At 64.1% G+C, this 22,561-nt stretch carries 23 protein-coding genes and 1 pseudogene; 14 read left to right on the top strand and 10 right to left on the bottom strand.

From position 1 onward, the window contains the following. Positions 1-66 precede the first annotated feature (66 nt). On the top strand, positions 67-2,139 hold the full coding sequence (locus tag E5S66_RS13030) for a heavy metal translocating P-type ATPase (RefSeq protein ID WP_246037241.1): 2,073 nt from the start codon (positions 67-69) through the stop codon (positions 2,137-2,139). A 19-nt stretch (positions 2,140-2,158) separates the two neighbouring features. Next, positions 2,159-3,262 carry an acetate kinase gene (locus tag E5S66_RS13025; RefSeq protein ID WP_171033568.1) on the top strand — a complete coding sequence of 368 codons (1,104 nt, stop codon included), beginning with the start codon at positions 2,159-2,161 and terminating at the stop codon, positions 3,260-3,262. A 36-nt stretch (positions 3,263-3,298) separates the two neighbouring features. Here E5S66_RS13025 and E5S66_RS13020 read toward each other — a convergent pair whose 3' ends face one another. From E5S66_RS13020 to E5S66_RS13005, 4 genes are all read right to left on the bottom strand, one after another. Next, positions 3,299-4,498 (bottom strand): hypothetical protein, encoded by a 1,200-nt coding sequence (locus tag E5S66_RS13020; RefSeq protein ID WP_036196073.1) that lies wholly within the window; start codon positions 4,496-4,498, stop codon positions 3,299-3,301. Positions 4,499-4,592: 94 nt separating this feature from the next. After that, complete coding sequence (locus E5S66_RS13815; RefSeq protein WP_484421928.1) at positions 4,593-4,868, bottom strand: GDCCVxC domain-containing (seleno)protein; 276 nt, start codon at positions 4,866-4,868, stop codon at positions 4,593-4,595. After that, the gene (locus tag E5S66_RS13010; RefSeq protein WP_017355169.1) at positions 4,798-5,085 is read right to left on the bottom strand and encodes a heavy-metal-associated domain-containing protein; all 288 of its coding nucleotides are present in this window, start codon (positions 5,083-5,085) and stop codon (positions 4,798-4,800) included. The genes E5S66_RS13815 and E5S66_RS13010 overlap by 71 nt, the downstream gene beginning before the upstream one ends. A gap of 8 nt (positions 5,086-5,093) precedes the next feature. Further along, a complete protein-coding gene (locus tag E5S66_RS13005; RefSeq protein ID WP_017355168.1) occupies positions 5,094-5,450 on the bottom strand; it encodes a mercuric transporter MerT family protein in 357 nt (118 codons plus the stop codon). A 41-nt stretch (positions 5,451-5,491) separates the two neighbouring features. Between E5S66_RS13005 and E5S66_RS13000 the strand changes: the two genes are divergently transcribed. Beyond that, on the top strand, positions 5,492-5,917 hold the full coding sequence (locus E5S66_RS13000; protein ID WP_043766636.1) for a MerR family transcriptional regulator: 426 nt from the start codon (positions 5,492-5,494) through the stop codon (positions 5,915-5,917). 89 nt (positions 5,918-6,006) lie between these two features. Here E5S66_RS13000 and E5S66_RS12995 read toward each other — a convergent pair whose 3' ends face one another. Further along, positions 6,007-6,642 carry an antitoxin Xre/MbcA/ParS toxin-binding domain-containing protein gene (locus E5S66_RS12995; RefSeq protein ID WP_138349921.1) on the bottom strand — a complete coding sequence of 212 codons (636 nt, stop codon included), beginning with the start codon at positions 6,640-6,642 and terminating at the stop codon, positions 6,007-6,009. Positions 6,643-6,706: 64 nt separating this feature from the next. Beyond that, complete coding sequence (locus E5S66_RS12990) at positions 6,707-7,927, bottom strand: hypothetical protein (protein WP_138349919.1); 1,221 nt, start codon at positions 7,925-7,927, stop codon at positions 6,707-6,709. Positions 7,928-8,587: 660 nt separating this feature from the next. Here E5S66_RS12990 and E5S66_RS12985 point away from each other — a divergent pair. The 8 genes from E5S66_RS12985 (at position 8,588) to E5S66_RS12950 (ending at position 18,598) form a co-directional block, all read left to right on the top strand. Then, positions 8,588-8,773 (top strand): hypothetical protein, encoded by a 186-nt coding sequence (locus E5S66_RS12985; RefSeq protein ID WP_138349917.1) that lies wholly within the window; start codon positions 8,588-8,590, stop codon positions 8,771-8,773. A gap of 141 nt (positions 8,774-8,914) precedes the next feature. Continuing rightward, complete coding sequence (locus E5S66_RS12980; RefSeq protein WP_138349915.1) at positions 8,915-9,637, top strand: hypothetical protein; 723 nt, start codon at positions 8,915-8,917, stop codon at positions 9,635-9,637. Next, complete coding sequence (locus E5S66_RS12975; protein ID WP_138349913.1) at positions 9,630-11,489, top strand: hypothetical protein; 1,860 nt, start codon at positions 9,630-9,632, stop codon at positions 11,487-11,489. Before E5S66_RS12980 ends, E5S66_RS12975 begins: the two co-directional genes overlap by 8 nt. Before the next feature lie 51 nt (positions 11,490-11,540). Further along, the gene (locus tag E5S66_RS12970; RefSeq protein WP_138349911.1) at positions 11,541-12,542 is read left to right on the top strand and encodes an ATP-binding protein; all 1,002 of its coding nucleotides are present in this window, start codon (positions 11,541-11,543) and stop codon (positions 12,540-12,542) included. 539 nt (positions 12,543-13,081) lie between these two features. Next, the gene (locus tag E5S66_RS13675) at positions 13,082-14,053 is read left to right on the top strand and encodes a hypothetical protein (RefSeq protein ID WP_212745363.1); all 972 of its coding nucleotides are present in this window, start codon (positions 13,082-13,084) and stop codon (positions 14,051-14,053) included. Between the two features lie 262 nt (positions 14,054-14,315). Then, entirely contained in the window at positions 14,316-15,461 is a 1,146-nt protein-coding gene (locus E5S66_RS12960; protein ID WP_138349907.1) for a sensor histidine kinase, read from the top strand. Positions 15,462-15,587: 126 nt separating this feature from the next. Next, entirely contained in the window at positions 15,588-16,841 is a 1,254-nt protein-coding gene (locus E5S66_RS12955) for a cyclic di-GMP phosphodiesterase (RefSeq protein WP_138349905.1), read from the top strand. Next, positions 16,838-18,598 (top strand): EAL domain-containing protein, encoded by a 1,761-nt coding sequence (locus E5S66_RS12950; RefSeq protein ID WP_171033566.1) that lies wholly within the window; start codon positions 16,838-16,840, stop codon positions 18,596-18,598. The genes E5S66_RS12955 and E5S66_RS12950 overlap by 4 nt, the downstream gene beginning before the upstream one ends. Positions 18,599-18,613: 15 nt before the next feature. Here the strand turns inward: E5S66_RS12950 and E5S66_RS12945 are convergent, their stop codons facing one another. The 4 genes from E5S66_RS12945 to E5S66_RS12930 form a co-directional block, all read right to left on the bottom strand. Next, positions 18,614-19,834, bottom strand: a complete 1,221-nt coding sequence (locus E5S66_RS12945; RefSeq protein ID WP_212745362.1) for an ATP-binding protein — start codon at positions 19,832-19,834, stop codon at positions 18,614-18,616. Beyond that, the gene (locus tag E5S66_RS12940; protein WP_138349902.1) at positions 19,831-20,166 is read right to left on the bottom strand and encodes a flagellar protein FlgN; all 336 of its coding nucleotides are present in this window, start codon (positions 20,164-20,166) and stop codon (positions 19,831-19,833) included. The genes E5S66_RS12945 and E5S66_RS12940 overlap by 4 nt, the downstream gene beginning before the upstream one ends. Further along, positions 20,163-20,474 carry a flagellar biosynthesis anti-sigma factor FlgM gene (gene flgM / locus E5S66_RS12935; RefSeq protein WP_138349900.1) on the bottom strand — a complete coding sequence of 104 codons (312 nt, stop codon included), beginning with the start codon at positions 20,472-20,474 and terminating at the stop codon, positions 20,163-20,165. Before flgM ends, E5S66_RS12940 begins: the two co-directional genes overlap by 4 nt. Positions 20,475-20,555: 81 nt before the next feature. Continuing rightward, complete coding sequence (locus E5S66_RS12930) at positions 20,556-21,059, bottom strand: flagella basal body P-ring formation protein FlgA (protein ID WP_028839352.1); 504 nt, start codon at positions 21,057-21,059, stop codon at positions 20,556-20,558. A 90-nt stretch (positions 21,060-21,149) separates the two neighbouring features. On the opposite strand from E5S66_RS12930, the gene E5S66_RS12925 reads away from it, so the two are divergent. The 3 genes and pseudogenes from E5S66_RS12925 to flgB (E5S66_RS12920) all read left to right on the top strand — a co-directional run bounded on the left by E5S66_RS12925 (position 21,150) and on the right by flgB (E5S66_RS12920) (position 22,555). After that, positions 21,150-22,070 carry a chemotaxis protein gene (locus E5S66_RS12925; protein ID WP_138349898.1) on the top strand — a complete coding sequence of 307 codons (921 nt, stop codon included), beginning with the start codon at positions 21,150-21,152 and terminating at the stop codon, positions 22,068-22,070. Positions 22,071-22,192: 122 nt separating this feature from the next. Further along, positions 22,193-22,258, top strand: a pseudogene (flgB, locus tag E5S66_RS13935) (flagellar basal body rod protein FlgB); the annotation flags it as partial. Continuing rightward, positions 22,253-22,555: a flagellar basal body rod protein FlgB gene (gene flgB, locus E5S66_RS12920; RefSeq protein ID WP_425472239.1), complete on the top strand. Its 303-nt coding sequence runs from the start codon at positions 22,253-22,255 to the stop codon at positions 22,553-22,555. The pseudogene flgB (E5S66_RS13935) and the gene flgB (E5S66_RS12920), both read left to right, overlap by 6 nt. The last annotated feature ends 6 nt before the right edge of the window (positions 22,556-22,561 follow it).

Genomic DNA, 22,561 nt, shown 5'->3' with positions numbered 1-22,561 from the left:
AGACCGTCAGGTTGATCCATCTCGCCACTGATGCATCATTGCATCTGCATCCAGGAAGGCAGACCCATGGCGCAACACACTCATCATCAAGATCATCAGGCGCATGGCGAGCAACCGCCGCATCCTCCCAAAGGTGCCGATGGCGACGTCCATGCCGGGCACGACAAGCATGCCGGCCACAGCGTGGCGAGCTTCCGCGACAAGTTCTGGCTCACGCTGCTGCTGACCATCCCCACGCTGATCTGGAGCGGGATGATCCAGCATTGGTTCGACTACACCGCACCCCAGTTCCCGGGGTCGGCGTACATCCCGGCGGTGTTCGGCACGATCGTGTATTTCTACGGCGGCTGGCCGTTCCTCCGCGGCGGATACCACGAGCTGAGAAATCGCCTGCCGGGCATGATGACGCTGATCTCGCTTGCGATCACCGTCGCCTTCCTTTACAGCGCGCTGGTCACGCTCGGCGTTGTCGAGGGATTGGACCTGTGGTGGGAGCTGGCGACGCTGGTGGCGATCATGCTGCTTGGCCACTGGATCGAGATGCGTTCGATCAACCAGGCACAGGGCGCTCTCAAGGAACTCGCCAAGTTGCTGCCTGATATGGCGGTGCGGTTGGATGAGATCGGTACCGCGAAGGAAGTCCTTGTCGCAGAACTGAAGCGCGGTGACCTGCTGCTCATCAGGCCCGGCGCGAGCATTCCCGCCGACGGCGTAGTGAAGGAAGGCACCAGCGCCGTCAACGAAGCGATGATCACCGGTGAGTCCAAGCCGATGGACAAGTCGGCGGGCGACCAGGTGATCGCCGGCACCGTCAACGGACAAGGCTCGCTGCGGGTCGAAGTGACAGGCACCGGCGACGAGACCGCGCTCGCGGGCATCATGCGGCTTGTCGAGCAGGCCCAAACGTCGCGTTCGCGTGCCCAGGCCCTGGCGGACCGGGCGGCGTTCTACCTCACGATCATCGCCATCGTCTCCGCCGCCATCACCGCCATCGTCTGGCCACTCCTCGGTCGACCGTGGAGCTTCACGATCGAGCGCGTAGTGACCGTGCTCGTGATCGCCTGCCCCCATGCGCTGGGTCTGGCCATCCCGCTGGTGACCGCCATTTCCACCACGATTGGCGCCCGGAACGGCCTGCTCGTGCGCGATCGACGCGGCCTCGAAGAGGCCCGTCTGCTGAACACGGTCGTGTTCGACAAGACAGGTACGCTCACCCTCGGTTCCCATCGCGTCGTGAAGACCACCGCCGCCGAAGGACTCACCGACGACGAGGTGCTTCGCGTGGCCGCGTCCGTCCAGCGCGATGCCGAACATCCGATCGCGCAGGCACTGATGACCAGCGCAAAGGAACATGGCATCGACGTTCCGATGTCGCAGGACTTCGAGTCCATGCCAGGTCGCGGCGTACGCGCAGTCGTCGAGGAGCGCTCGCTTCACGTTGGCGGGCCGGGGCTCCTGAGAATGCTCGCCGTCGAACCGCCGGAGACGCTTCGGCGGGCCGCCGAATCAGCGGCAGCCGATGGTCAGTCTGCAACCTATCTGGTTGAAGGTGAGCGGGTGCTCGCAGTGTTCGCGATTGCTGACGCCATCCGTCCCGAATCCTTCGATGCGGTCAAGCGCCTGCACGACAGCGGACTCGAGGTTGTCCTGCTGACTGGGGATTCTAAGGCCGTCGCCAACGCGGTCGCGAAGGAACTCAATATCGACATCGTCTTCGCCGAGGTATTGCCCGAGGACAAGGTGGCGAAGATCGAGGAGCTGCAGGCCCAGGGCAAGCGCGTCGCGATGGTGGGTGACGGTGTCAATGACGCTCCGGCGCTGCTCACGTCCGACGTCGGCATCGCCATCGGCACAGGGACGGACGTCGCGGTCGAGGCCGGCGACGTCGTACTCGTGCGCAGCGACCCGCGCGACGTGCCAGCGATCATCGAATTGAGCAAGGCCACCTATCGCAAGATGATCCAGAACCTGTGGTGGGCCGCCGGCTACAACATCGTCGCCATCCCTCTCGCCGCTGGCGTTCTCGCCGCATGGGGGATCCTGCTGCAACCTGCGCTTGGGGCAGTGCTCATGTCGCTGAGCACCGTCGTTGTGGCAATCAATGCGCAGTTGTTGCGCCGGGCGGTGCGGTCCCCATGAACATGATTCGGGGACACCTGTGACCACGCGCCGGCTTCTTGCACTCAACGTTGGCTCGTCCACCCTCAAGGGCGCGTCCTATCTGTTCAACACTGAGGGACACGGCGCGCAGTCTCGTCTGCTCGAGCGCTCCCGGGCCGAAATTCCAGTCGGCGTGGATGCACAGGAGCGCCTTGCCACCCTGCTCGAGGCATTGTCGGAGCCGTGGCCCAGCCCCGACGTGGTGGTGCACCGAATCGTACATGGCGGTGACCTGCACGACGCCCGCGAGCTCGACGAAACCGTGCTCGCGAAACTGGATGCATTGGTGCCGTTCGCACCCTTGCACCAGCCGGTAGCCCTCGCTTTCGCGCGTGCCGCGCGCATGCGTTGGCCGCACGCGCGCCAAGGCGTGGCCTTCGACACCGACTTCCACGCGTCGCTCGCGCCCTGGAGCCGGCGCTTGCCTGTCCCTGAAGCATGGGATGCGCTGGGCATCCGCCGCTACGGTTTCCATGGACTCGCCTTTGCCTCCGCGCTCCGCATAGTGGCCAGCCACGACGCTGGAATCCTGAAGGGCCGCGCTGTCTTCGCGCATCTGGGGGGTGGCTGCAGCGTCTGCGCCGTCGAGGGCGGCCGCAGCCGCGACACCACCATGGCGCTCACTCCGCTGGGTGGAATTCCGAGCCCTACCCGCTCCGGAGATCTCGATCCCGGCGCGTTGCTGTATCTGCTGAGGCATGAACGCCTGGATGCGCAGGCGCTTGAAGACGGCCTGTACCGCAGTGCAGGCCTTGCCGGAATCGCCGGCCATGGCGACATGCGCGTGTTGCTGACGGGTCCCGGCCCGCAGGCCCAGCTTGCCGTGGAGCTCTTTGCAGTCCGGATTGCGCAGTCCATCGCGGCCATGGCCACGGCAATTGGCGGTCTCGACCATGTCGTCTTTTCCGGCGGCATCGGCCATCGCGCGCCGGTTTTGCGGGCTCGCATCGTCGCGCGACTGGCCTGGCTCGGCCTGGCGCTGGCACCTGACGTCAACGATGCTGGAGCCACGCGGATCGACCGCGGGGGCGGGCCGAGCATATGGAACGTCGCGATCGATGAGGAGCGCGAACTGGCTGAATCGGCACTCGCCTGGCTGTAGCCACGACACGCCCCAAGGGTCGGCTCCGGTGGGGAATCACTCCTCGATCCGTGACGACGTGAGCACCGCTGCGAATCCACCACCGGGGGTGCGCATGTTCGTGGTCTGGCCCTGGTACAGCCTGGCCGCGAACAACAGGACACCCGCCTCGGACGCGAAGCAGCGCACATCCGCCTTGAGGGACTGGCCCCCATGCACGATCCGCATGCTCGGTGGTGCGAAGGCCTGTGCGATGTAGGTCGCCGACGCCATAGACGCCCAAGTCCGCCGGGTCAACTTGTCGCCCCGATAACTCCCACGGCTGCCAAACCCTGCTGCAGGCTTGAAGAAATATCCGTTGCGCACTGCCCACAACGCATCCCGGTTCGCGGGCACGAGTTCGACCGTGGGCGGGATCACCTGGCCCAGCAGTGCCGTCGAACCCGCATCGACCCCGAACCCGCCGAGCAGAGCCGGGTCCCCGAGCACCGCAAGGTTGCGCTTGTCGGCAAACAGCGCGTGTGCTCGGGGATGCGGCATCAGCGCGACGTCCCCTGCCAGGTAAGCCTCACGAATGTCTGCATGCGAGGCATCCTCGAGCGCGAAATCGGTCAACCGGTTGTAGACAGTGTCGATTCGACCGTGGGCATCCTCAAGCCCGTCCGAACCAAACGACAAATCCTCGGGAGCGCTGATCACGCAGTCCACGCCATGGTCCCGAAACGCGTTCGCGTACAGCTCAAACTCGGGGTAAAGGAACTGCGCTCGCGGAGTGCTGTCCACGATGGCCAGGCGCGACGGCGTGCGCCCGGATTGCTGCCGAGCATCCTCCATCCAGGCCGTGACGGCCGCATCACGCGCTTGGGCCGCGTTGGTCCAGGTGGCCCATGCTGGCGGCGCGCAAGACCGCACGGCATCGAGCAACAAGGCATTGAGGAGCAGACCGCCTGGATTGGTGTTGACCTCGATCAGCCGCGGCCCATCGACCGTCAGGTGAAAGTCCAGACCCAGGACGCCCCCCGCTGAACCCGGATCATGGGTTGCAATGTCAGGGGCCCATTGCAGGACCCGTTGGCTATATCCCGGGTTTCCTGCGACGTCGAAGACCGCCGCCGCGACTCGTCCCATGGCCTCCAACGCGGGCCGATCAACGAACAAGGCATAGGGTGAAAATAAGTGCGCGTGTACGGCGGGATCAGTCGTGAACTCCGGAAAGGCACCCCGGATCGACTCGTGCAGACGGAGGATGTCGACCACTTCGCATGCACACCGCTGGTTGAGCGGCGCGCTTTCCAGGGTGGCACAGTCGATCTCGCAGCCTGTCTGTCCAACTATTATCGGAGTCCGCGGTTCAACCACAACAGGGATTGTTCTGTTGGATCGGTGGACATGGCACTGTTCCGAACGAGCAGAACACACAGCAGTCGCCTTGATGCGGACGCAAAACCGCTCCACAGCCCGTGCACTCATAGAAGAATTGACACACTGTGATGGGCATTGTCTCGGTCGCCCGATGGCCGCACTCCGGGCAGGTCAAGATGCTTTCCAGCTTGACGTCACTCACCGCCAGTCCGCACCTTGGCCGGGAAGCCTGCTTCCGTGACTGCACGCGCGATTCCGGCTGCATCCGTCTGGCTCGATTCGAACGTCACCGTGACTGTTTCAGCCCGGGTGTCCACCTTCACATCGGCCACGCCCGGCACCTTCTCCAGCGCCTTCCTGATGGTGATGCCGCAGGCGGGACAGGTCATGTTCTCAGCATCGAGCATCACTACGGTTGCGGGCGTCGCAAGAGCGGCACCGACCGACAGAGCAGCCACCAGGGCCAGTATCCACTTGTGCATCGCGCCTCCTACAGAATCCAGACGATGTAATAGGGAAACAGCAGCAACAGGACGATGAGGGCTGTCGCCAACCAGAGCCAACGTCGCCTGCGTCGCAGAGCGTCCGGGGCGATGCAACTGCCATCCACACCGCACCGTGCCGCCGGTCGATACAGCATCCAAAACGCCACGGCCAAGGACAGTACGGCGGCGGCGCTGAACCAGGGCCTCAAGGGATCGAGAGCTGTCAGGGTGCCGATCCAGGCGCCACTGATGCCCAGCAGGACCAGCACCAGCGGCACGACGCAGCAGACCGATGCGCCAATGGCGGCGATGCTCGCGCCAACGATGGCTGGAACAGACGATTTGGCCGGGGTTGTTTGCATCAGAGCATACTAGCCTCTGTACCTAAGTACGGAGTCAAGCCGTGCGTCCGAACACGTTTACGATCAGCCGGCTGGCGGCGGCGGCCGATGTGCACGTCGAAACCGTGCGCTACTACCAGCGACGTAGGCTGCTGCGTCAACCCGAGCGACCCATAGGAGGCGTGCGTCGTTACGACGAAAACGATGTCAATCGGCTTCAGTTCATCCGGCGCGCTCAGATGATGGGATTCAGCCTCGACGAGATCGCTGGCCTGCTAGAGATCACAGGCGAACGTTCTTGCGAGCAGACCCGTCAGCTGACCGAGCGAAAGCTCGTCGATGTCCGTCTACGAATCCGCGAGCTGCGACAGCTGGAGAGGGATCTCGAACAGAAAATAGCGCGGTGCGCCCAAGTGCCGGCGGGAGAGTGCTGCCCAACCCTCGATTTTCTGGAGCGGCCAAGAAAGCCAGCTGCGACAGGCAGTTAGCTCACTTTCGGCCCGTTTTTACACGAATCCCTGCCGACCCTCATCTACACACCAATGTCTCCGATGGCTCACCAAGCCGCCCTGCGCGACTAACCTAGTTGCTCATCCAGATATTTTCGCAAAGCGGCCAATCCATCGACGCCCTCTTCCGCTACAAAGTTGATCGCGGATCGCCCGGCAAATAGCGGCGCACTGTTTGGGCGGATCATCCAACTGTCAGCCTGGTGTTCATTGGGGAAGATGGTGTGCAGGGCCTTATAGATTCCAAGAAAGTAGCTGATGCGGACGAGTACATCACGAGGCATCTCTGCAAAGTCGCCGTCTAGCAATGAATCTAGAGCCTGTTGATCTTGGCAGCCCAACAGTAAGCACTGTTGGGCGTGGGATATTTGCCACTTTTCGGCTATGCGGAAAAACGTCCGGAGGCCGGGGCCCAACAGCCCTTGCTCGGTCATAGAACGGCTGCCACTGCACGGTTGCGAAGGGAAGTCAGGGTGCACGTCTGGAATGCGTTTAGCAACCTGCAAAATGGCAGCGCCGCCCGTGGGGCGGCGCTGATGGTGACGCATTGTTGTGCGAGCTGTTACTCCCGCTGCCCCCTTCACGGCGCGCTCCGTGATGACAGAGTGCGTGATCCGATCTGATTCCTTGCCGGGTGCACCTTCGGCCAGAAGCGAGCCCGTAAAGGCGATCAGTGGTCTGTGCCCATTGCTCCAAGAGGTCAATCTTGGCCCCGTGGCGATCCTGGGAGCAGAAACAGCGCATCAGATCGAACACCCGACTAGGCAGTTAGCGCTCTCGCTTAAGTCTCCGAGGAGAGTCGAGGAGGTCGCCGATCATTCGAGGTAGCCCACCACCAACGCGGAATTGCCGAATGTGAGTCAGCATGTCTACTGCGTTTTCGTCGTGCGAATTGAGAAGATCAAGCATGAACTTATCAATCATCCGAGCTCGGATCTGTTCCACCCCGGTCAGGTTCCCCATAGGCGATGACGCTATGTCGTCGGTCTCTTGGTGCTTGGCTGTCGAGGCTCGCAGCGCATCCAGGAGTTCAGTCCGCAACACACTGTAGTGGTCTTCAAACGCCGCGAGGAAGCTGGAGAGTGAATTGTCGACGCGAACGATGGGCGACTCTGGCTGGGCTGGGTATCGGAGCCTGTCGGTGGACATGAAGCCATCTTTGCCCCATTCCGGATCGTAGTCTTTGGCGCGTTTTCGCACCCAAAATCCGAAGTGCTGCGGTTTGATGGGCTCGTCAGTCCGCCTAACTATTCGCCGTTCAACTAGCGCCACAAGGCTCGTGCGGGCTTCCTCCCCCATCCGCCATCTTCGGACAAAAGCACCAATGGCGCGGCGGATCGCATCAAGGTAAACATCCGCCTCCCTGAACGAAAGAGCGTCCTTGGCCAGACAGAACGCACACGAAAGCAGCGCGATGGCGTCGAGTGATCCGATCTGCGCCACGTCCAGCGCTGCTCGTTTTGTATGCCCGAGATTCCTGTGCTCATGAATCGCTTTCGGGAGGCCAGCCCGTCGAGCCAGGATGCGTTCGGTGGGAGTCAATCGAAGCAACCCTAGGCGCTCCATCAAGGCCAACTGAAGCGGGCGCACGAGGGCGCCGGGGATCTCCTGCTTTCCGGCGAGCGTCCAGAAAGGCGACTCATAGAGTTCTTTCGCGAGCTGGAAAACCGCATCGGCGTGAACAACGTCGATGAGACGTTGTCCATTGAGGCCACGAATGACCCCCGGGTTGCTCCCTGAATAGTAGATGCGATGGAAGAGCCGTCGCCGGCCGCGGCTGTCTGTGGTCAGGTCTTCGGTCGGGAAGTGGCGGTCGATCTCCGGCAGCCAGTAGGCATCGAGGTCATCCCAGGACCGTGCCCCAGCCATCAATTCGTAGACCACGCAGGCCCAAAGGCGAGATCGCACGCGGACGGCGATGTCGTCGGCCCGGTTTGCGCGCACCTGCTTCTCAGCTGAATCCTGATCACTATGGTCTTGGAGTGTCATATGAGCCGAAATGACATATCAGTGACACTCCAGTTAGCCTGCCACTATCGGCCACCACGTGTCACTAGGCGCCACAAGCCATGCGAAGTCGGACGCATCTCACACAACCGCCCGACGTGGCCAGGTCCATGGTCGACATCCACGGGGAATTGGTCGGGGGAACGTCTCTTCAACACTGCCTGGGCTTCCGCAGCGCGAGGTCGTTTCAGCGGGCTCTGCAGGCTGGGAACCTGCCGGTGGAGACCTTTTTGCTACCCGGAAGGCGCGGAAGGTTCGCGCGGACGAGGGACGTGGCGCTGTGGTTGGCCACACTCGGCCGGGAGTCGGGTGAACCGTGAGCGATTTGGTGTCTGGCTCTAGGGCAAAACAACTCCCCACTCTCTAACCGATGCCATGACCTCGGAGCGAGCACCGCCGATGGGCGTGCACACCGAATCTGATGCTACGAACTGGAACAACAGAAACTAAAGAAACTAACCAGGAGGAACTACGCGCCGACCAACGTCCGACTCACTAATTGCCGAACTTTCCAATCCCGGAAAAAGAAACGGGACCCCTGCCAGGGTCCCGCGATGCCATAGGGCGCTCACCCGCAGCATCGTTCTTTTCCTGGGCAATGTCAACTGCTACCTCTGGCAGCCTAATAAAGGACATCCCCAGATGAAAAACAACCGCAAAGAGGCCAACAGCATGCCGTTGGTCGCCGTGACCTCCGCCCTTGACGAGGCCGTCGACAGGCACAACGAGCGGCTCCGTCCCGTCCACTACCAGACCCACTTGAAGGTACCGGGCGGACCGGCATACCGCTGCCACCTGTACATCAGTCCGTTGTCCGCATGGTTCTGAGCTACCGGTTCGAGCCCGAACCCGTGCACTGAGCGCCGAGGCGCCGTTCGCGAGCGCGAGCTGTGCCTTTTCTCACTGCCACTCGACCGGGAAATCCCCGGTCCCTTGCCGTGCGCCTTAGCGGCGCGCGAAGGAGCTGTCATGACTGCTGGAACCACCGCGACCGCGGGCGCTTCGTCCGTGGCATCGCATGCCATTGATCCGAACCTGTCCTACACCCCTCGCAAGCTGACCCGTGGCGAACGTAATCGTCGCGAAGTATTCGTCTTCTTTTCGCCACGCAACCAGCGAGTCGTCACGATCGCCGACGCGGTCAACGCCGCAGTGGCACTCAAGCTCGAATTCGATCCCACCATCCAGAAATACGTCGAGCGTCCGCGGCGCATCCAATTCACCGCCAAACAACAGATTGATGTGTCGTTCTGGACACGCGACACGTCGGGCGAGGAGCGCTTCTACTTGGTGGTTCCCGAAGCAGGCGCCGTTGGCAGCACGACGGGCACCGTCTCCATTCGGGATCGAAACGGACTCGACGACGCCGCCCAGCGCAATGGCATCCGGCTGCACTATGTCACTGAGCTGGAATTGCTTTCCGCACGGGCTTGGCTTGCGACGGGCTTCGAACTGTTGCCGTTGGTGTGGGAATACGGCCGGCTGGCGACGCGCTCGCTTATTCGGAACCAGGTCCGAGCTCGCCTCGCCAACAGCGAACGTGTCTCGCTGTCGAGCCTCATCAAGACACTCGATTTCACGCCTGCAAGCGTGCGTGCAGTCGTGGCCGGCATGATCCATCACGGCGAGTTGCGGTTGGTGGACTATTTGCCGGGCGCTGCCGACGCCGTCTTGGAGATAGCCCGTGCGTAGCCTCTACACGTGCTACCCCAGTGAGGAGCTTGCTGCCTGGTACAAACCGAAGGAATCGGATCTCACCGAATCGATCCGGTCGCGCTTCAAGGAAGCGTGCGCTGCCTTGACGGCGGTCCTCACAGGTGACATGGGCATTACCCGTGCGGCTGACGCGCACGGGTTGTGCCATAAACGCCTGCGCGCCATGGTGAAACGCGCCCCGCAACTGGCGCACGACGGGCAACCGTACGGGTTCAGGGTGTGCGTGCCATGGGGCACCTATCAGCGCGGCGAACAGGAAGGCGATGCGGAAATGCCGCGGCTGGCCGGTCCGCATGCGATGAGTCAGCTCCTCTCGGCGCGCCCCGAAATTGCGATCTGGATCGACGAATTCGGGCAGCCCTTGCCACCCGGGCGACCGCCGAAGGCCTTCGATCGGTTGCACGCGAAGATCGTGGCCGAGCTCAAACGCTTGGACTTGCGGGATTTCTATCCCCTGAATCAAGCGGATCAGGGGCGTCGTGCCCTGCTCCGCTTTATCCGCCAGCGCCGCATCGATCACTCCGATGTCGGCAATCTCGACACCGCCGATGCCCCGCCCTCCACCTTGTCGGGAATTTTCCGGGGAAGCCCGTTCGCCCGTACGGAAATCGACGGACATCGCATCGATATCGAGGCCGTCCTCGGCGTGGCATTGCCCAATGGCGGTTCGGTCAAGCGCCAGATCACTTCGATGTGGCTGCTGGTGGAGATCGAGGTTGAATCCCGCGTCATTGTCGGTTGGGTCCTGCGCGTCGGCAGGGCGTACAACAACCTCGATCTCGGCTCCTGCATCACGAATTCCCTGCAGCCGTGGAAACGCCGGGAACTGACGATCCCTGGCTTGGAGTACGCACCGGGCGCCGGCCTCCCCTCAGGCTCACTGGGCGCACACTCGTCATGGCGTTCGCGCTTGCTGGCCCTGGACAACGCGAAGGCGCATTCGGCCTTGGACTTTGAGCAGGCGTTCTGCCGCGCCCGCGGCGGCATGTTGTTTTATGGGCGTGCACACGAGCCACGTTCCCGCCCGATCGTTGAGCAGTTCTTCTCGCGCCTGGAGCGCGGCGCACTCCGCGATGTGCCGGGAGGTTTCGAGCCCGCCAAGCGCCTGGGCGAGAACAAGATCCGTATCAGCAATTTCGCGCCGAACGACTATCCGATCCAGTTGCATGCGTTCGAAGAATTGCTGGACGTCATCATCGCGAACTACAACGCAACGCCCCACCCCGCGCTGGGCGACCTGAGTCCGCTGCAGTTCCTGCAGATGCAAGGGCCGAAGGCCTTCGCTTTCATGCCTGACACGGCCGAGGAAGATGCCAGCGACATGGGGAGCGTGCTGGTGCCGCTAACGGTTCACGGCAATCGCAACGAAGGCGTCATGCCACACGTCAATTACATGTACGTGCGCTATCGCAGTCCGGATTTGGACCATAAGTGGGAACTGGTCGGTAAAAAGGTGCTAGCCCGCGTCCGTCGCCACGACCTTCGATCGTTCGTGCTGATGCGCACCGCCACCACGCCCCTGTGCGCCGTCCGGGCGGCCGCGCCCTGGAACCGCACAGCGCACGATGAGACCACACGGGCCATGGTCATGCAGTGGTCGAAGTTGAGGGCAGGCTTCTCCATCACCGGCGCGGATTGCGCAATCGCAGCATACGTCGCATTCCTGCGTGCACAGGCGCCAACCTCCCAGCAGGCAGTGGATCAACTTGCTCGCATGGAGCAGGTCCACAACGGCACGCCACCTAGCTCACGTCCGCCGACGATCAATGCCCCCATGAAGATCCCTCCGGGTGGCTGGATCAGCCTCGACGACGAAAACGACTTCTGAAGCTCCGGTTTTCCACCTTCCCGCATGGTGCGCAAGCGCCCAGGAGAACTCATGGACAACAACGAACATCCCATTTTCATCCCCAACAGCTACCAGATCTATACTAAGCCGACCGAATACCTCGCCAATTTCATCCTCTCCAATATCAGTCAAGGTCATCACGGTTGCTCGGTGTACGGCGGTGGCGGGCTCGGCAAGACGACTGCGCAGCAGTACCTGACCGGCAATGCGTCGCGCTGGCTGGTGAACAACAAGACGAAACAGCAGATCGGCGTCGCGGCGCGCATGGTGATGCCCAGCGGCATTCGTCGCTCAGACCGTGCGTTCTGGACCGCTATGAACCGGCGCCTGAAGCTCGTCAACGCCATCCGCATGGATCCCGGCCTGGGCCTCGAACGCCTGGTGAATTTCATTCGCACCCGTTGTGGCCAAGCGCGGCAACGCCGCATGGTGCTCTTCATCGACAACGCCCAGCGCATCACCGAGGCCGAGTACCAGTACCTCGAGGATCTGGATGGTTTGGTGCTCGACGAGAACCTCAGTCTGTTCCTCGTCCTGGTTCGCCAGAGTGATGCCGAGGGTGTCGATGTCGGCGACGACTGGCTGGAACGCCCGTCCCATACCGTGCGCCGCTGGTTCATGGACACTGCCCCGTTCCGGCCGCTGATGGGGATTGCGGAAATCACCCATGCCTTGGGGCGTTACGACCGTTCGGTCGCCTGGCCGACGCCGGACATGCCGTTCTCGCGCTACTTCGCCAAGAACGCGTTCGACCGCGGCTGGTGCCTGTCGAAGGATGCGCCGGTGATCTTCGAGGGCGTCCGATCGCTGCGCACGGAGTACAAGCTGCCCGAAACTGACGCGTGGCCGATGGCAACGTTTACCTTGGTCGTGCACTCGCTCCTCGCCGACATTGCCCACGAGAAATCGGACTTCAACGGTTTCACGCCTGAGCAGGTAAGGCACGTCCTCCTGGCCAGCGGCTATCTCCGCCTGGAGTTCGTCCGGGCCAAGATGCGCATGCCCGACATGGGCCATGACGAGGCCGCGTAATGGCCTGGCGTGACGTCATTCAAGGAGGGCCGGCATTGCCGGCTCTCCTTGGCGCTGATCTCGAACCCTATCCCTATATTTCCGGCTACGGGCTGCTTCGGAGGATGACGCAATTGGGCCGGCTGATGGGCGGTGAGCTGACGGCACTAGGGATTCGCAACCGAGTGACATCCGACGCACTGACCGCGACCCAAAGGCCTGGCGCCCCCAAATCGGGGCTGCTTCACGCACTTGGGTTGCGAGCGACGCGCGTCGGTGACTATTGGTCACCAGAAGTGTGGAGCCCGTTACGCACGGGGCGTGTATTAGAACGCCACAACCTCCCACTGCGCGATTGCCCTCTCTGCGCGGCCCATGGCTACCACTGTGCGCTTTTCCAGTTGCCTTTCATCGATCGCTGTCCATGGCATGCCGCCAAGCTGCACGCAGGCTGTCCTCAGTGTGGTCGAACCTGCTGGGCACGCTTTCACCCGGATCTTCGTCTTGGTCGGTGCGAGTGCGGGTACGACGCATTCGAGGTCAGGACGGCTTCGATCAACATGTGGCATTTCCCGGCGGCGGAAGTCGACGCATGGGCCAGCCGATTTCTGCACTGGGCCGCCGAAGAGCGGAAGTCCCGCCTGCTCGTAGTCCCCGCGCCGCATACCGACTGGATGCCTGGATACGCTGCACTGGCCCGCCAATCGCTTGAACTCGAGGGCATGCTCACAACCGCCAAGCCCACGGCCGAGCTGGAAGAGTTTTCCGATGCTGGGCAGGAACCACCCGAAGGCGAGTTCTGGAGCTGGAGCCTTCTGGGGGGCGAGCGTCCACTGACGTTCGTGCCGCTCCCCGCCTCAATGCACGCCAAGCTCGCTCAGGCAACCCTAGATGCCGTGGCAGCGTTTCCTGCCGATACTCCCACCCCACACGAGCTCGCCACCTTGAATGGTCTGGAGGAAGGACAGACCCTCCAACAGAACCTCGTCAACCGCCCCGAATACCTGATCGCTCCGCATGGGTTGTCCAGCGACCAGAACACTTGGCTCAACCTCTCTGCTGTCGACCCAACGGCAGCCAGTTTCTGCGGCGAGTTGCTGGACAGGGTGATCTCAGGTCTGGATGTGCGCGACGATGGTTGTAGCCGATCCCTTCAGGCTGCCCGATCCCATGCGTTGGATGGGGTCCCGGGGCGACGCCACGTGACTAGAGCGCTGGAAGCCATCCTTGCCCGGGCGTATTCCCAAGGTTTGGAGAATGTACTCAGGTCTATGATGACCGGCGGGAAGGCGCCTGCACGACAACGCTGGGTCTTGCCCACCGCAGAGATCGTAATCGGGAACGAGGTGATTCGTTCGGTCAGGGTATGCTGGACGCCAACACGTCCACCCCCTTTCAGGCGTACAGTCGATATCCCGACGTCCATCTCACCCGCGCCAAAGCACAAGACTGGATCCAAGCCGTCGGCAACGCAGCTGCGGACCCGGAACCGACTGGCGCGCCGAGCTGGCAAAGTACGACAGAAGAAATAGCGGGCAGATCGTCGGCAGTTCGAGGAAATTATGGGCGGTTGCTGGTAGTTCTGTGAGTTCCGGGCGTGTTGTTGGCAAGAAAATCTCCGACGAAACGCCCAGCTAGTTCGCGCTTCTCTTTTGATATCAGTCAGTTAGGTTCAGGGCGAATGCTCCGCGTCAATCACCGGGCTCGGTAAGGATGTGACATTTCCAGCTGGACCGACCAGTCTTTCGTAGACATCCAGCCACCCTTACCCAATTGACGTATGGTGCCGAGATGATGCATGACTTCCTCATCGCGAATCGGGCCGAGCTGATCGCCAGATGCAGGACGAAGGTGGCCCAGCGCGCATCGCCGGGTATGCTCGAGGAAGAGTTGCAACACGGCGTCACCGTCTTCTTGGACCAGCTCATCAAAACGTTGGCGGTCGAACGCTTCGTGGACACGTCCCGCAGCCGTAAGGTCTCCGGGCGTGCGGGCGGCGGCAAGCCGGCATTGTCGGAGATCGGCGAATCGGCGGCCTTGCACGGCAAGGAGCTGCTGCAGCATGGCTTCACGGTCGAGGAAGTCGTCCACGACTATGGCGACCTCTGCCAGGCCATCACCGACTTGGCGTTCGAGCGAGGTGCGGCCATCGGCGTCGATGAGTTCAGGACGCTCAACAGGTGCCTGGACAACGCCATCGCCACGGCGGTGACCGAGTTCGGCTATCAGCATGACTTCGTCATGGCGGGCCTGCAGGCCGACGCATTGAACGAGCGATTGGGATTCTTCGCCCATGAGTTGCGCAACCTGCTGTGCACCGCAACACTTGCACTATCGATCATCAAGGAAGGCAATGTCGGCCTGACCGGTGCCACCGGTGGCGTGCTTGACCGCGCCCTGATCGGCCTTGCCAACCTCATTGGTCGCTCCTTGGCCGACGTCCGCGCCACCGCTGACATGGAGGTACAGCATCGGCTGTTCTCGCTGGCCGACTTCATCGCCGAGATCAAGCTGTCGGCGACGCTGGAGGCGAAGGTCAAGGGGTGCGTGCTGACGGTATCGCACGTCGATCCGTTACTGGCGGTTGATGCGGACCGCGACTTGCTGCTGTCGGCAACGGGAAACCTGTTGCAAAACGCGTTCAAGTTCTCCCACGCGCATAGCGAGGTCACCCTCAATGCCTATTCCTCGGCCGACCGGATCCTGATTGACGTCGAGGACCATTGCGGCGGCCTGCCGCCCGGCGCCGCGGAGCGCATGTTCAACTCCTTCACTCAGATGGGCGCCGACACCAGCGGACTAGGGTTGGGCCTGTCCATTTCACGACGCAGCGTCGAAGCGAACCACGGCATCCTCAGTGTGCGCGACATACCCGGCACGGGCTGTGTATTCACCATCGATCTACCACGTCATGCGTTGGTGACAGGGGTTCTATCCTGAAGTTTAATTTCAACGACGGCGATGGTCTGGAAGAAACGTCACCCCAGTTACATGTCGACACGTTCCGTCGCTTTCTCACCCGCTATAGACTGGTTCACTGAAAAGCTCAGGGCGAGAAACGCCACGATGTCATCCATCCGACGCATCCCGGCGGCGAGCCTGCGCACCGGCATGTATCTGCACAAGATCGGGGGCTCCTGGCTCAGTCATCCGTTCCTGCGCAACAGTTTCCTGCTGGTGAACCCGGAGGATGTCCGGCGCATCGTCGAGGCCGGCATCGAGAGCGTGTGGGTGGACGAATCCCGGGGCGATGCGCTGCAGGACGCGGAAGGCATCGGCGAAGCCCCGTGCGCCCATACCACGGACGAAGATCCGGCCCGAGCGACGCTCCCCGGTGCCGACGCGCAGGCGCCCGCCTTCACCACCCGCCCGCGGACTCCGCTTGCGGATGTTTCGATGGAAGCCGAGCTGGCGCGGGCGCGCAACATCTGCCTGGCCGGCAAGGCGCAGGTGGCGGAAATGTTCGCCGAGCTGCGGTTGGGCAAGACCGTCAGCCAGGAGTCCGTGCTGCCGCTGGTGGATGAGATCGCGTCCTCGGTGTATCGCAACCCGGCCGCGCTGATCAGCGTGGCGCGGCTGAAGACCCATGACGACTACAGCTACCTGCACTCGGTGGCGGTGTCCGCACTGATGCTGGCGCTGGCCCGCCAGTTGAAGCTGGACGAACGGCTGGTGCGCATCGCCGGGATCGGCGGGCTGATGCACGACCTCGGCAAGGCGTTCATGCCGCTGGAGATCCTCAACAAGCCGGGGCGCCTGACCGACGAGGAGTTCGCAATCATGAAGCGGCACTCCGGCGCGGGCGCGCAGGCGTTGCAGGAAGGCGGCTGCGAACCCGACGTGGTCGACATCGTCCTGCATCACCACGAACGCATGGACGGGCGCGGCTATCCGCACGGCCTGCGCGAAGACGAGATCTCGCTGCTGGCGCGGATGGGTGCGGTATGCGATGTCTATGACGCAGTGACGTCGGTGCGCCCGTACAAGCGGCCGTGGGACCCGGCGATGGCGATGCGCGAGATGGCGCGCTGGGACGGGCATTTCGACACCCGCGTATTCAACGCGTTCGTCAAATCGGTGGGCATCTATCCGGTCGGCTCGCTGGTCAGGCTGTCTTCCGAGCGGCTGGCAGTGATCCTGGAACCGGGCGTCGATTCGCTGCTAAGGCCCATCGTGAGCGCGTTCTACTCGATCCGTTCGCGCGAGAAGATCCTGCCGCAGACGCTCGATCTGGCGGCACCGGATTGCCGCGACAGCATCGTCTCGCCGGAAAGCCCGGAACAATGGGGACTGGGCAACCTCGAGGCACTGTGGCTGTGAGCAGTCTGCTGCCGGCGGACGGAACGATGGGTGGCAAGTCGCCGCAGGCCGAAATCTATCGCCTGGGCGCCAGCGGCCCCAGCCTGAATTCGGTGCTCGCCTCGGTGGACGGCATCACCCGCAGGCTCGCCCTGCTCCATATCGACGTCGATGGCATCGGCACCATCAACGCCACCCTTGGCGAAAACATCGTCGAGCAGGCGCTGCGCGTGGCCGCCCGCCGGCTGGTGCAGGCGGTCCCCGGCGAAGCCTGGCTGTGGCGGCTGGGCAGCGAGGAGTTCGTCGCCGCGATCGCCTATCGCGACGGCGACAGCGACGGCGAGACGCTGGCCGAACGGCTGCGCGAGGCGTTCGACGCGCCGGTGCAGGTGCCGCCATTCGTGCTCGACGTGACCCTGTCGATCGGCATCGCCGTCTATCCCGACCACGCCCATGACGCCGCCGCGCTGCTGGTTGCGGCCGAGCAGACCCTGCGCCGCGCCAAGCGCAGCGGTCCCGGCGGCCAGGCGATCTACGTGCCCGATGTGCCGCTGGATCCGGCCAACGATCCCGGCCGCGAACACTCGGGCCACCGCTTCGTGGACGCCATCGCGCAGAGCGAATTCCGGCTGTACTACCAGCCGGTGGTCAGCGCGCAGGACGGCAGCATCGTTGCCTGCAGTTCGCTGCTGCGCTGGCACAACACCCAGGAAGGCGTGCTGCGCGCCAACCGCATCCTGCCGGCGGTGGAGCGCGCGGGCCTGGCCGGCGCGGTGGGCCTGTGGACGATCGAAACCGCGATCGGGCAGGTGCAGCGCTGGCGCGGCATGGGCATCGACTATCTCAATGCCTCGGTGCCGCTGGAAGGCGCGCTGCTCAGCCGCGGCGAATGCCTGGACCTGATCGGCGAGCTGCTGCACCGCTACGACGTGGCCGGCGCGGCGATCGAATTCGAAGTCTCCGAATCGGTGCTGACGCTGGATGCGCCGCACGTGGCGGCCAATCTGGCCGGGCTGCGCGCGATGGGCGCGGTGCTCACCCTCGGCGACTTCGGCATGCGCGGGCTGAGCCTGTCCACGCTGGCGCAGTTCCCGCTGGACCGGCTCAAGATCGACCGCAGCTTCCTGCGCAACATCACCACCAACCCACGCAGCGCGGCGCTGGTGCGCGGCATCATCGCGATGGGCCACCAGCTGGGCATGACGCTGGTGGCAAAGGGGGTGGAAACCGACGCCGAGCTGGGCTTCCTGCGGCGCAATCACTGCGACTTCTTCCAGGGCTATCTGTTCAGCCCGCCGCTGCCCGGCACCGACATCGACGAACTGCTGCGCCAGCGCTTCCTGCTGCCGCATGTGTTCCAGGACAGCGTGTCGATGCAGCCCACCCGCACCCTGCTGCTGCTGGACGACGAGGAGAACGTGCTGCGCTCGCTGGTGCGGCTGCTGCGTCGCGACGGCTATCGCCTGCTGGCGGCGAACAGCGTCAGCGAGGCCTTCGACCTGCTGGCACGCAACGACGTGCAGGTGGTGCTGTCCGACCAGCGCATGCCGGACATGAGCGGCACCGAATTCCTGGCCCGCGTGCGCGACCTCTACCCGGATACCGTGCGGTTGGCGCTGTCCGGCTATACCGACCTGGAAACGATCAGCCAGGCGATCAACCAGGATGCGGCCTACCGTTTCCTGATCAAGCCCTGGGACGATGCCGACCTGCGCGAACACGTGCGCGCGGCGTTCCGGCTGGTGGAACAGCGCGGCAACGGCGGCCACCGCGAATAGCGCGGGGCGCTGGACTCAGACTGTTGGCGCCGGCGGCTCGGCGCGCGGCTGGCGGATCGGCAGGACCACCCGGAAGGTACTGCCCTGCCCCACCCGGCTGGACACGTCGATGCGGCCATGGTGCTTGGCGATGATGCCGTAGGAAATCGCCAGCCCCAGCCCGGTGCCGCGACCGATCGGCTTGGTGGTGAAGAACGGATCGAACAGGTGCGGCAACGCCTCCGGCGGGATGCCGCAGCCGCTGTCGGTGATGCTGATCCACGCTTCCTGGTCGTCGCAGCCGCTGGCCAGCTCGATGGTGCCGCGCTGTTCGATGGCCTGGCCGGCATTGAGCAGCAGGTTCAGGAACACCTGGTTGATTTCCGAGGCCAGGCATTCCACCGGCGGCAGGCTGCCGTAGTGTTTTTCCAGCCGGATCTTGTACTTGAGGTCGTTCCAGACGATGTTGAGGGTGGAATCCAAGCCCTGCAGCAGGTCGGCCGGCTGCATCTTCTGGTCGCGGCCCACCCGCGAGAAATCCTTCAGGTCCTGCACGATCTTGGTCACGCGCTCGATGCCTTCGCGCGATTCCTTCAGCAGGTTGGGCAAGTCCCCGACGATGTAGTCGATGTCCAGCCGCTGGCGCGCCTGCAACAGTTCGTCGCGGCGCGCGCCCGGGTCTTCCGAGAACATCGCCTCGTGGTATTTCTGCACCAGCGCCAGCAGCGCGGTGGAATAGTCCTGCAGGGTGCCGAGGTTGGAGCCGACGTAGCCGATCGGGTTGTTGATCTCGTGGGCCACGCCGGCCGCGAGCTGGCCGATCGAGGCCATCTTCTCCGACTGCAGCAGCTGTTCCTGGGTGCTGGCCAGGCGATCGACCGTGCGCTGCAATTCTTCGTATTGCCGCTGCCGCTCGCCGCGTTCGCTGATGTCCAGCACCACCATGAAGCAGTGCGCGCTGTTCGGGGCATGGCCGCAATGGATCTCCAGCGACAGTGGCGATGCCGACTGCGGGCGCACCGCGCCCTGCCAATGGCCGCGGCGCAGCGATTCGGCCCAGTCTTCGTCGGACATCATCGCCACCAGCGATTCCGGACCGCTGCCGGGCGCCAATTTCTCGGCCAACACCAGCGCCGCCGGGTTGGCGGCATGCACGGTCCGGTCGCCGTCAAGGAACAGCACGGCGAATTTCACCGTGCTGGCGGCCCAGATGGCGTCGTCGCTCCACAGGGAGGACGGCGCGGCGTCCATGTTCATCCGCTGCCCAGCCACCGGGACTGGGTTTGCGCGCTGGCGTAGCCGGCGCCGTTGTAGACGCCATTGGCCTCGCTGCGGCCAAGGTGCCGCAGCGTCCACGCCACCTCGCGGCGGCGACGCGCCAGCAGCACCGCGTTGGCGCGGTTGAGTTCGTGCAGCTCGGAGACGCGGGCCATGTCCTCGGCGCCGGCGCTGCGCTCGGCGTCGGCCAGCGCTTCCAGCTTGGCCTGGGTGGAGCGCAGCAGCGCGTCCACGTCGTGCTCCAGCAGGGCGCGACGCTCGGCCTGCAAGGCCGATTCGAGCGCGTCCAGCGGATGCACGGCCAAACTCATCCCAGCAGCTCGCGTTCCAGCGCCAGCAGGCGGCTGGCGATTTCCTGCGGGTGGATCTCGTAGGTACCCGAGTCGATGGCGTTGCGGATCTCCTCGATCCGCGCCATGTCGGGCTTGCCGGGCGAGGCCAGGTCGCGCGCCATCGCCTTCAGGCCCACCGCCTGGCCGGTCAGGCGCAGGCTGTCCACGGGTGGAGTTGCGGCGACCGCCGCACCCCGCGCCCCGCCGGCACGCACCGGGCCGGAATCATTGACAGTCGCGGCCTCCACGGGTTTCGCCGGCAGCCCGCCTTCGATTTTCGTGGTCATGGGAATGTGACTCCGGTCAAGTGGCTCGCAAGTTCTATCGGCAGGGCAGCGTGCGACTTTAGGGGAATATCGGAATAATTTTCAATTGACCACTTCCACCGTCCCGTCGGCCGCCAGGCGGCCGCGGATGATCCGGTGCGAACTGTCGTTCTCGACGTTCAGGATACCGCCCGCGCGGGCCTGCCCCAGCGCCTTGCCGCCCATCCGCACCTCCGTGCCGCCGAGGCTGGCACGCAGCACCACCGGGTCGCCCCGCTTGACCATGACGGCCAGCGCCGGGTTTTCTTCAGCCGCCCGCGCTGGCTGTGCCATGGCGCCCAGCCGCAGCGGCACGAACAGCCGCCAGCCGGGGCTGTCCGGGCAGCGCACGTCGGCCACCGTGGGGCTGCTGGCGCTGGCTGTCAGCGGCTGGCGGCAGGCCGGCAACCGCAGCCCCGGGGCCACCATCGCCTGCGCCGAGGCATCCGCCTGCAGCGCCGAGATCGCGGCGTCGCGGATCGGTTGCAGCGGCTGCACGTCCTGCGCCGCGACCGCCGCGGTGGCGGCCAGCAGCAGGCAGGCGAGGAACTGGCGGGGACGATCCATCGGGCTTTCTCGCGAACACGGTATTCCCGCATCCGGACGCAAGAAGCATGCCGGACTCAAGCTGGCGCGTTCCGGGCCGACAACGGCGTCATGCAACGCAACCAACTGCTCGACCGCATCGACCAACGCATCCGCCTGGCTGGCCACAACCGGTTGGCCCTGCTGTTGTTCCGCCTCGGCGGGCGTCAGCTTTTTGGCGTGAATGTCTTCAAGGTGCAGGAAGTCCTGCCGCGCCCGGCGCTGTTCACCATGCCGCAGCTGCCCGCAGGGTTCCTCGGCGCCGCCGATATCCGTGGTCGCAGCGTGCCGGTGCTGGACCTGGCCAGCGCCATCGGCCAGCCCGCCGACGGCCCCGCCAACTACCTGGTGGTGACCGAGTTCAACCGCAGCGTGCAGGGCTTCCTGGTGTCGGCGGTGGACCGCATCGTCAATGTCGCGGTGGAAGACGTGCAGCCGCCGCCGGAGTTGGGCAACGACCCGCACTACCTGACCGGCGTGACCCGCTACCACGACGAGCTGATCCAGCTGGTGGACGTGGAAAGCGTGCTGGCCGAAGCGCTGCCGCCGCCGGCCAGCAAGGTCCGGGTCGCCCCGATCGCCCATGCCGGCAACCGCGAGGTGCTGGTGGTCGACGACTCGCGGGTAGCGCGCAACCAGATCCGCCACGTGCTGGACCAGCTGGGCCTGGGCTGCACCCAGCTGTCCGATGGCAAGCAGGCGCTGGATCACCTCAAGCAGATGGTGGCGTCCGGGCAGGATCCGGTGCAGCGCTACGGCATGGTCATCTCCGATATCGAGATGCCGGCGATGGACGGCTACACGCTGACGTCGGAAATCCGTCGCGACCCGGCGCTGAGCGGCCTGTACGTGCTCCTGCACACCTCGCTGTCGGGCGTGTTCAACCATGCGATGGTCGATCGGGTGGGCGCGGACGACTTCGTGCCCAAGTACTCGCAGCAGGAGCTGGCCGACCGGATCACCAGCAGGCTTGCGGAAGTTTCTCGGAATTGATTTTCAAGCCATTGTTTTTCATTGATTTTTATCTGAACTGACGGCGCGGACATTCGCCCCTGGCGGGGCGATGGCACACGCGTTGCATCGGCTCATGCGGACAAACCCCCTCGGAGGGGCGCATGAGCGATTTCCTTGGCATCCACGGTACCGCGCTGGCGCTGCGTGAGCAGCGGCTGCAGGTGCTCGCTTCCAATCTGGCCAATGCCGATACCCCCGGCTTCCAGGCCCGCGACCTGGACTTCAGCACCGCCCTGCAGGCGGCACTGTCGCCGGCCACCGGCGAGGGCGTCGATGCCCTGAGGGCAGCCGCGGACCAGGCCACCTACGCGCGCCCCGGCGTCCAGCCCAGCATGGACGGCAACACCGTGGACACCCAGCGCGAGCAGGCCACCTACGCCCAGGCCGCGCTGGAGTACCGCGCCTCCATGGCCTTCGTCGAATCCAAGGTGAGAACCATGCTCACCGCCATCACCGGCCAGTAAGGGGGC

This window comes from Thermomonas fusca (genome assembly GCF_005862345.1).
Classification (GTDB): Bacteria; Pseudomonadota; Gammaproteobacteria; order Xanthomonadales; family Xanthomonadaceae; genus Thermomonas; species Thermomonas fusca.
The sequence above is the reverse complement of the archived record's forward strand: the minus strand, read 5'-3'. Positions and strand labels throughout refer to the sequence as shown.

Excerpts from the sequence above, each read along its gene's own strand:
- E5S66_RS12960 (WP_138349907.1), top strand. The coding sequence starts at position 14,316 with ATGCATGACTTCCTCATCGCGAATCGGGCCGAGCTGATCGCCAGATGC.
- E5S66_RS12930 (WP_028839352.1), bottom strand. The coding sequence starts at position 21,059 with ATGGATCGTCCCCGCCAGTTCCTCGCCTGCCTGCTGCTGGCCGCCACC.
- E5S66_RS12970 (WP_138349911.1), top strand. The coding sequence starts at position 11,541 with ATGGACAACAACGAACATCCCATTTTCATCCCCAACAGCTACCAGATC.
- E5S66_RS12955 (WP_138349905.1), top strand. The coding sequence starts at position 15,588 with ATGTCATCCATCCGACGCATCCCGGCGGCGAGCCTGCGCACCGGCATG.
- E5S66_RS13675 (WP_212745363.1), top strand. The coding sequence starts at position 13,082 with ATGTGGCATTTCCCGGCGGCGGAAGTCGACGCATGGGCCAGCCGATTT.
- E5S66_RS12980 (WP_138349915.1), top strand. The coding sequence starts at position 8,915 with ATGACTGCTGGAACCACCGCGACCGCGGGCGCTTCGTCCGTGGCATCG.
- E5S66_RS12940 (WP_138349902.1), bottom strand. The coding sequence starts at position 20,166 with ATGAGTTTGGCCGTGCATCCGCTGGACGCGCTCGAATCGGCCTTGCAG.
- E5S66_RS12990 (WP_138349919.1), bottom strand. The coding sequence starts at position 7,927 with ATGACACTCCAAGACCATAGTGATCAGGATTCAGCTGAGAAGCAGGTG.
- E5S66_RS12985 (WP_138349917.1), top strand. The coding sequence starts at position 8,588 with ATGAAAAACAACCGCAAAGAGGCCAACAGCATGCCGTTGGTCGCCGTG.
- flgM (WP_138349900.1), bottom strand. The coding sequence starts at position 20,474 with ATGACCACGAAAATCGAAGGCGGGCTGCCGGCGAAACCCGTGGAGGCC.
- E5S66_RS12925 (WP_138349898.1), top strand. The coding sequence starts at position 21,150 with ATGCAACGCAACCAACTGCTCGACCGCATCGACCAACGCATCCGCCTG.
- E5S66_RS13815 (WP_484421928.1), bottom strand. The coding sequence starts at position 4,868 with ATGCAGCCGGAATCGCGCGTGCAGTCACGGAAGCAGGCTTCCCGGCCA.
- E5S66_RS13030 (WP_246037241.1), top strand. The coding sequence starts at position 67 with ATGGCGCAACACACTCATCATCAAGATCATCAGGCGCATGGCGAGCAA.
- E5S66_RS13010 (WP_017355169.1), bottom strand. The coding sequence starts at position 5,085 with ATGCACAAGTGGATACTGGCCCTGGTGGCTGCTCTGTCGGTCGGTGCC.
- E5S66_RS13005 (WP_017355168.1), bottom strand. The coding sequence starts at position 5,450 with ATGCAAACAACCCCGGCCAAATCGTCTGTTCCAGCCATCGTTGGCGCG.
- E5S66_RS12945 (WP_212745362.1), bottom strand. The coding sequence starts at position 19,834 with ATGAACATGGACGCCGCGCCGTCCTCCCTGTGGAGCGACGACGCCATC.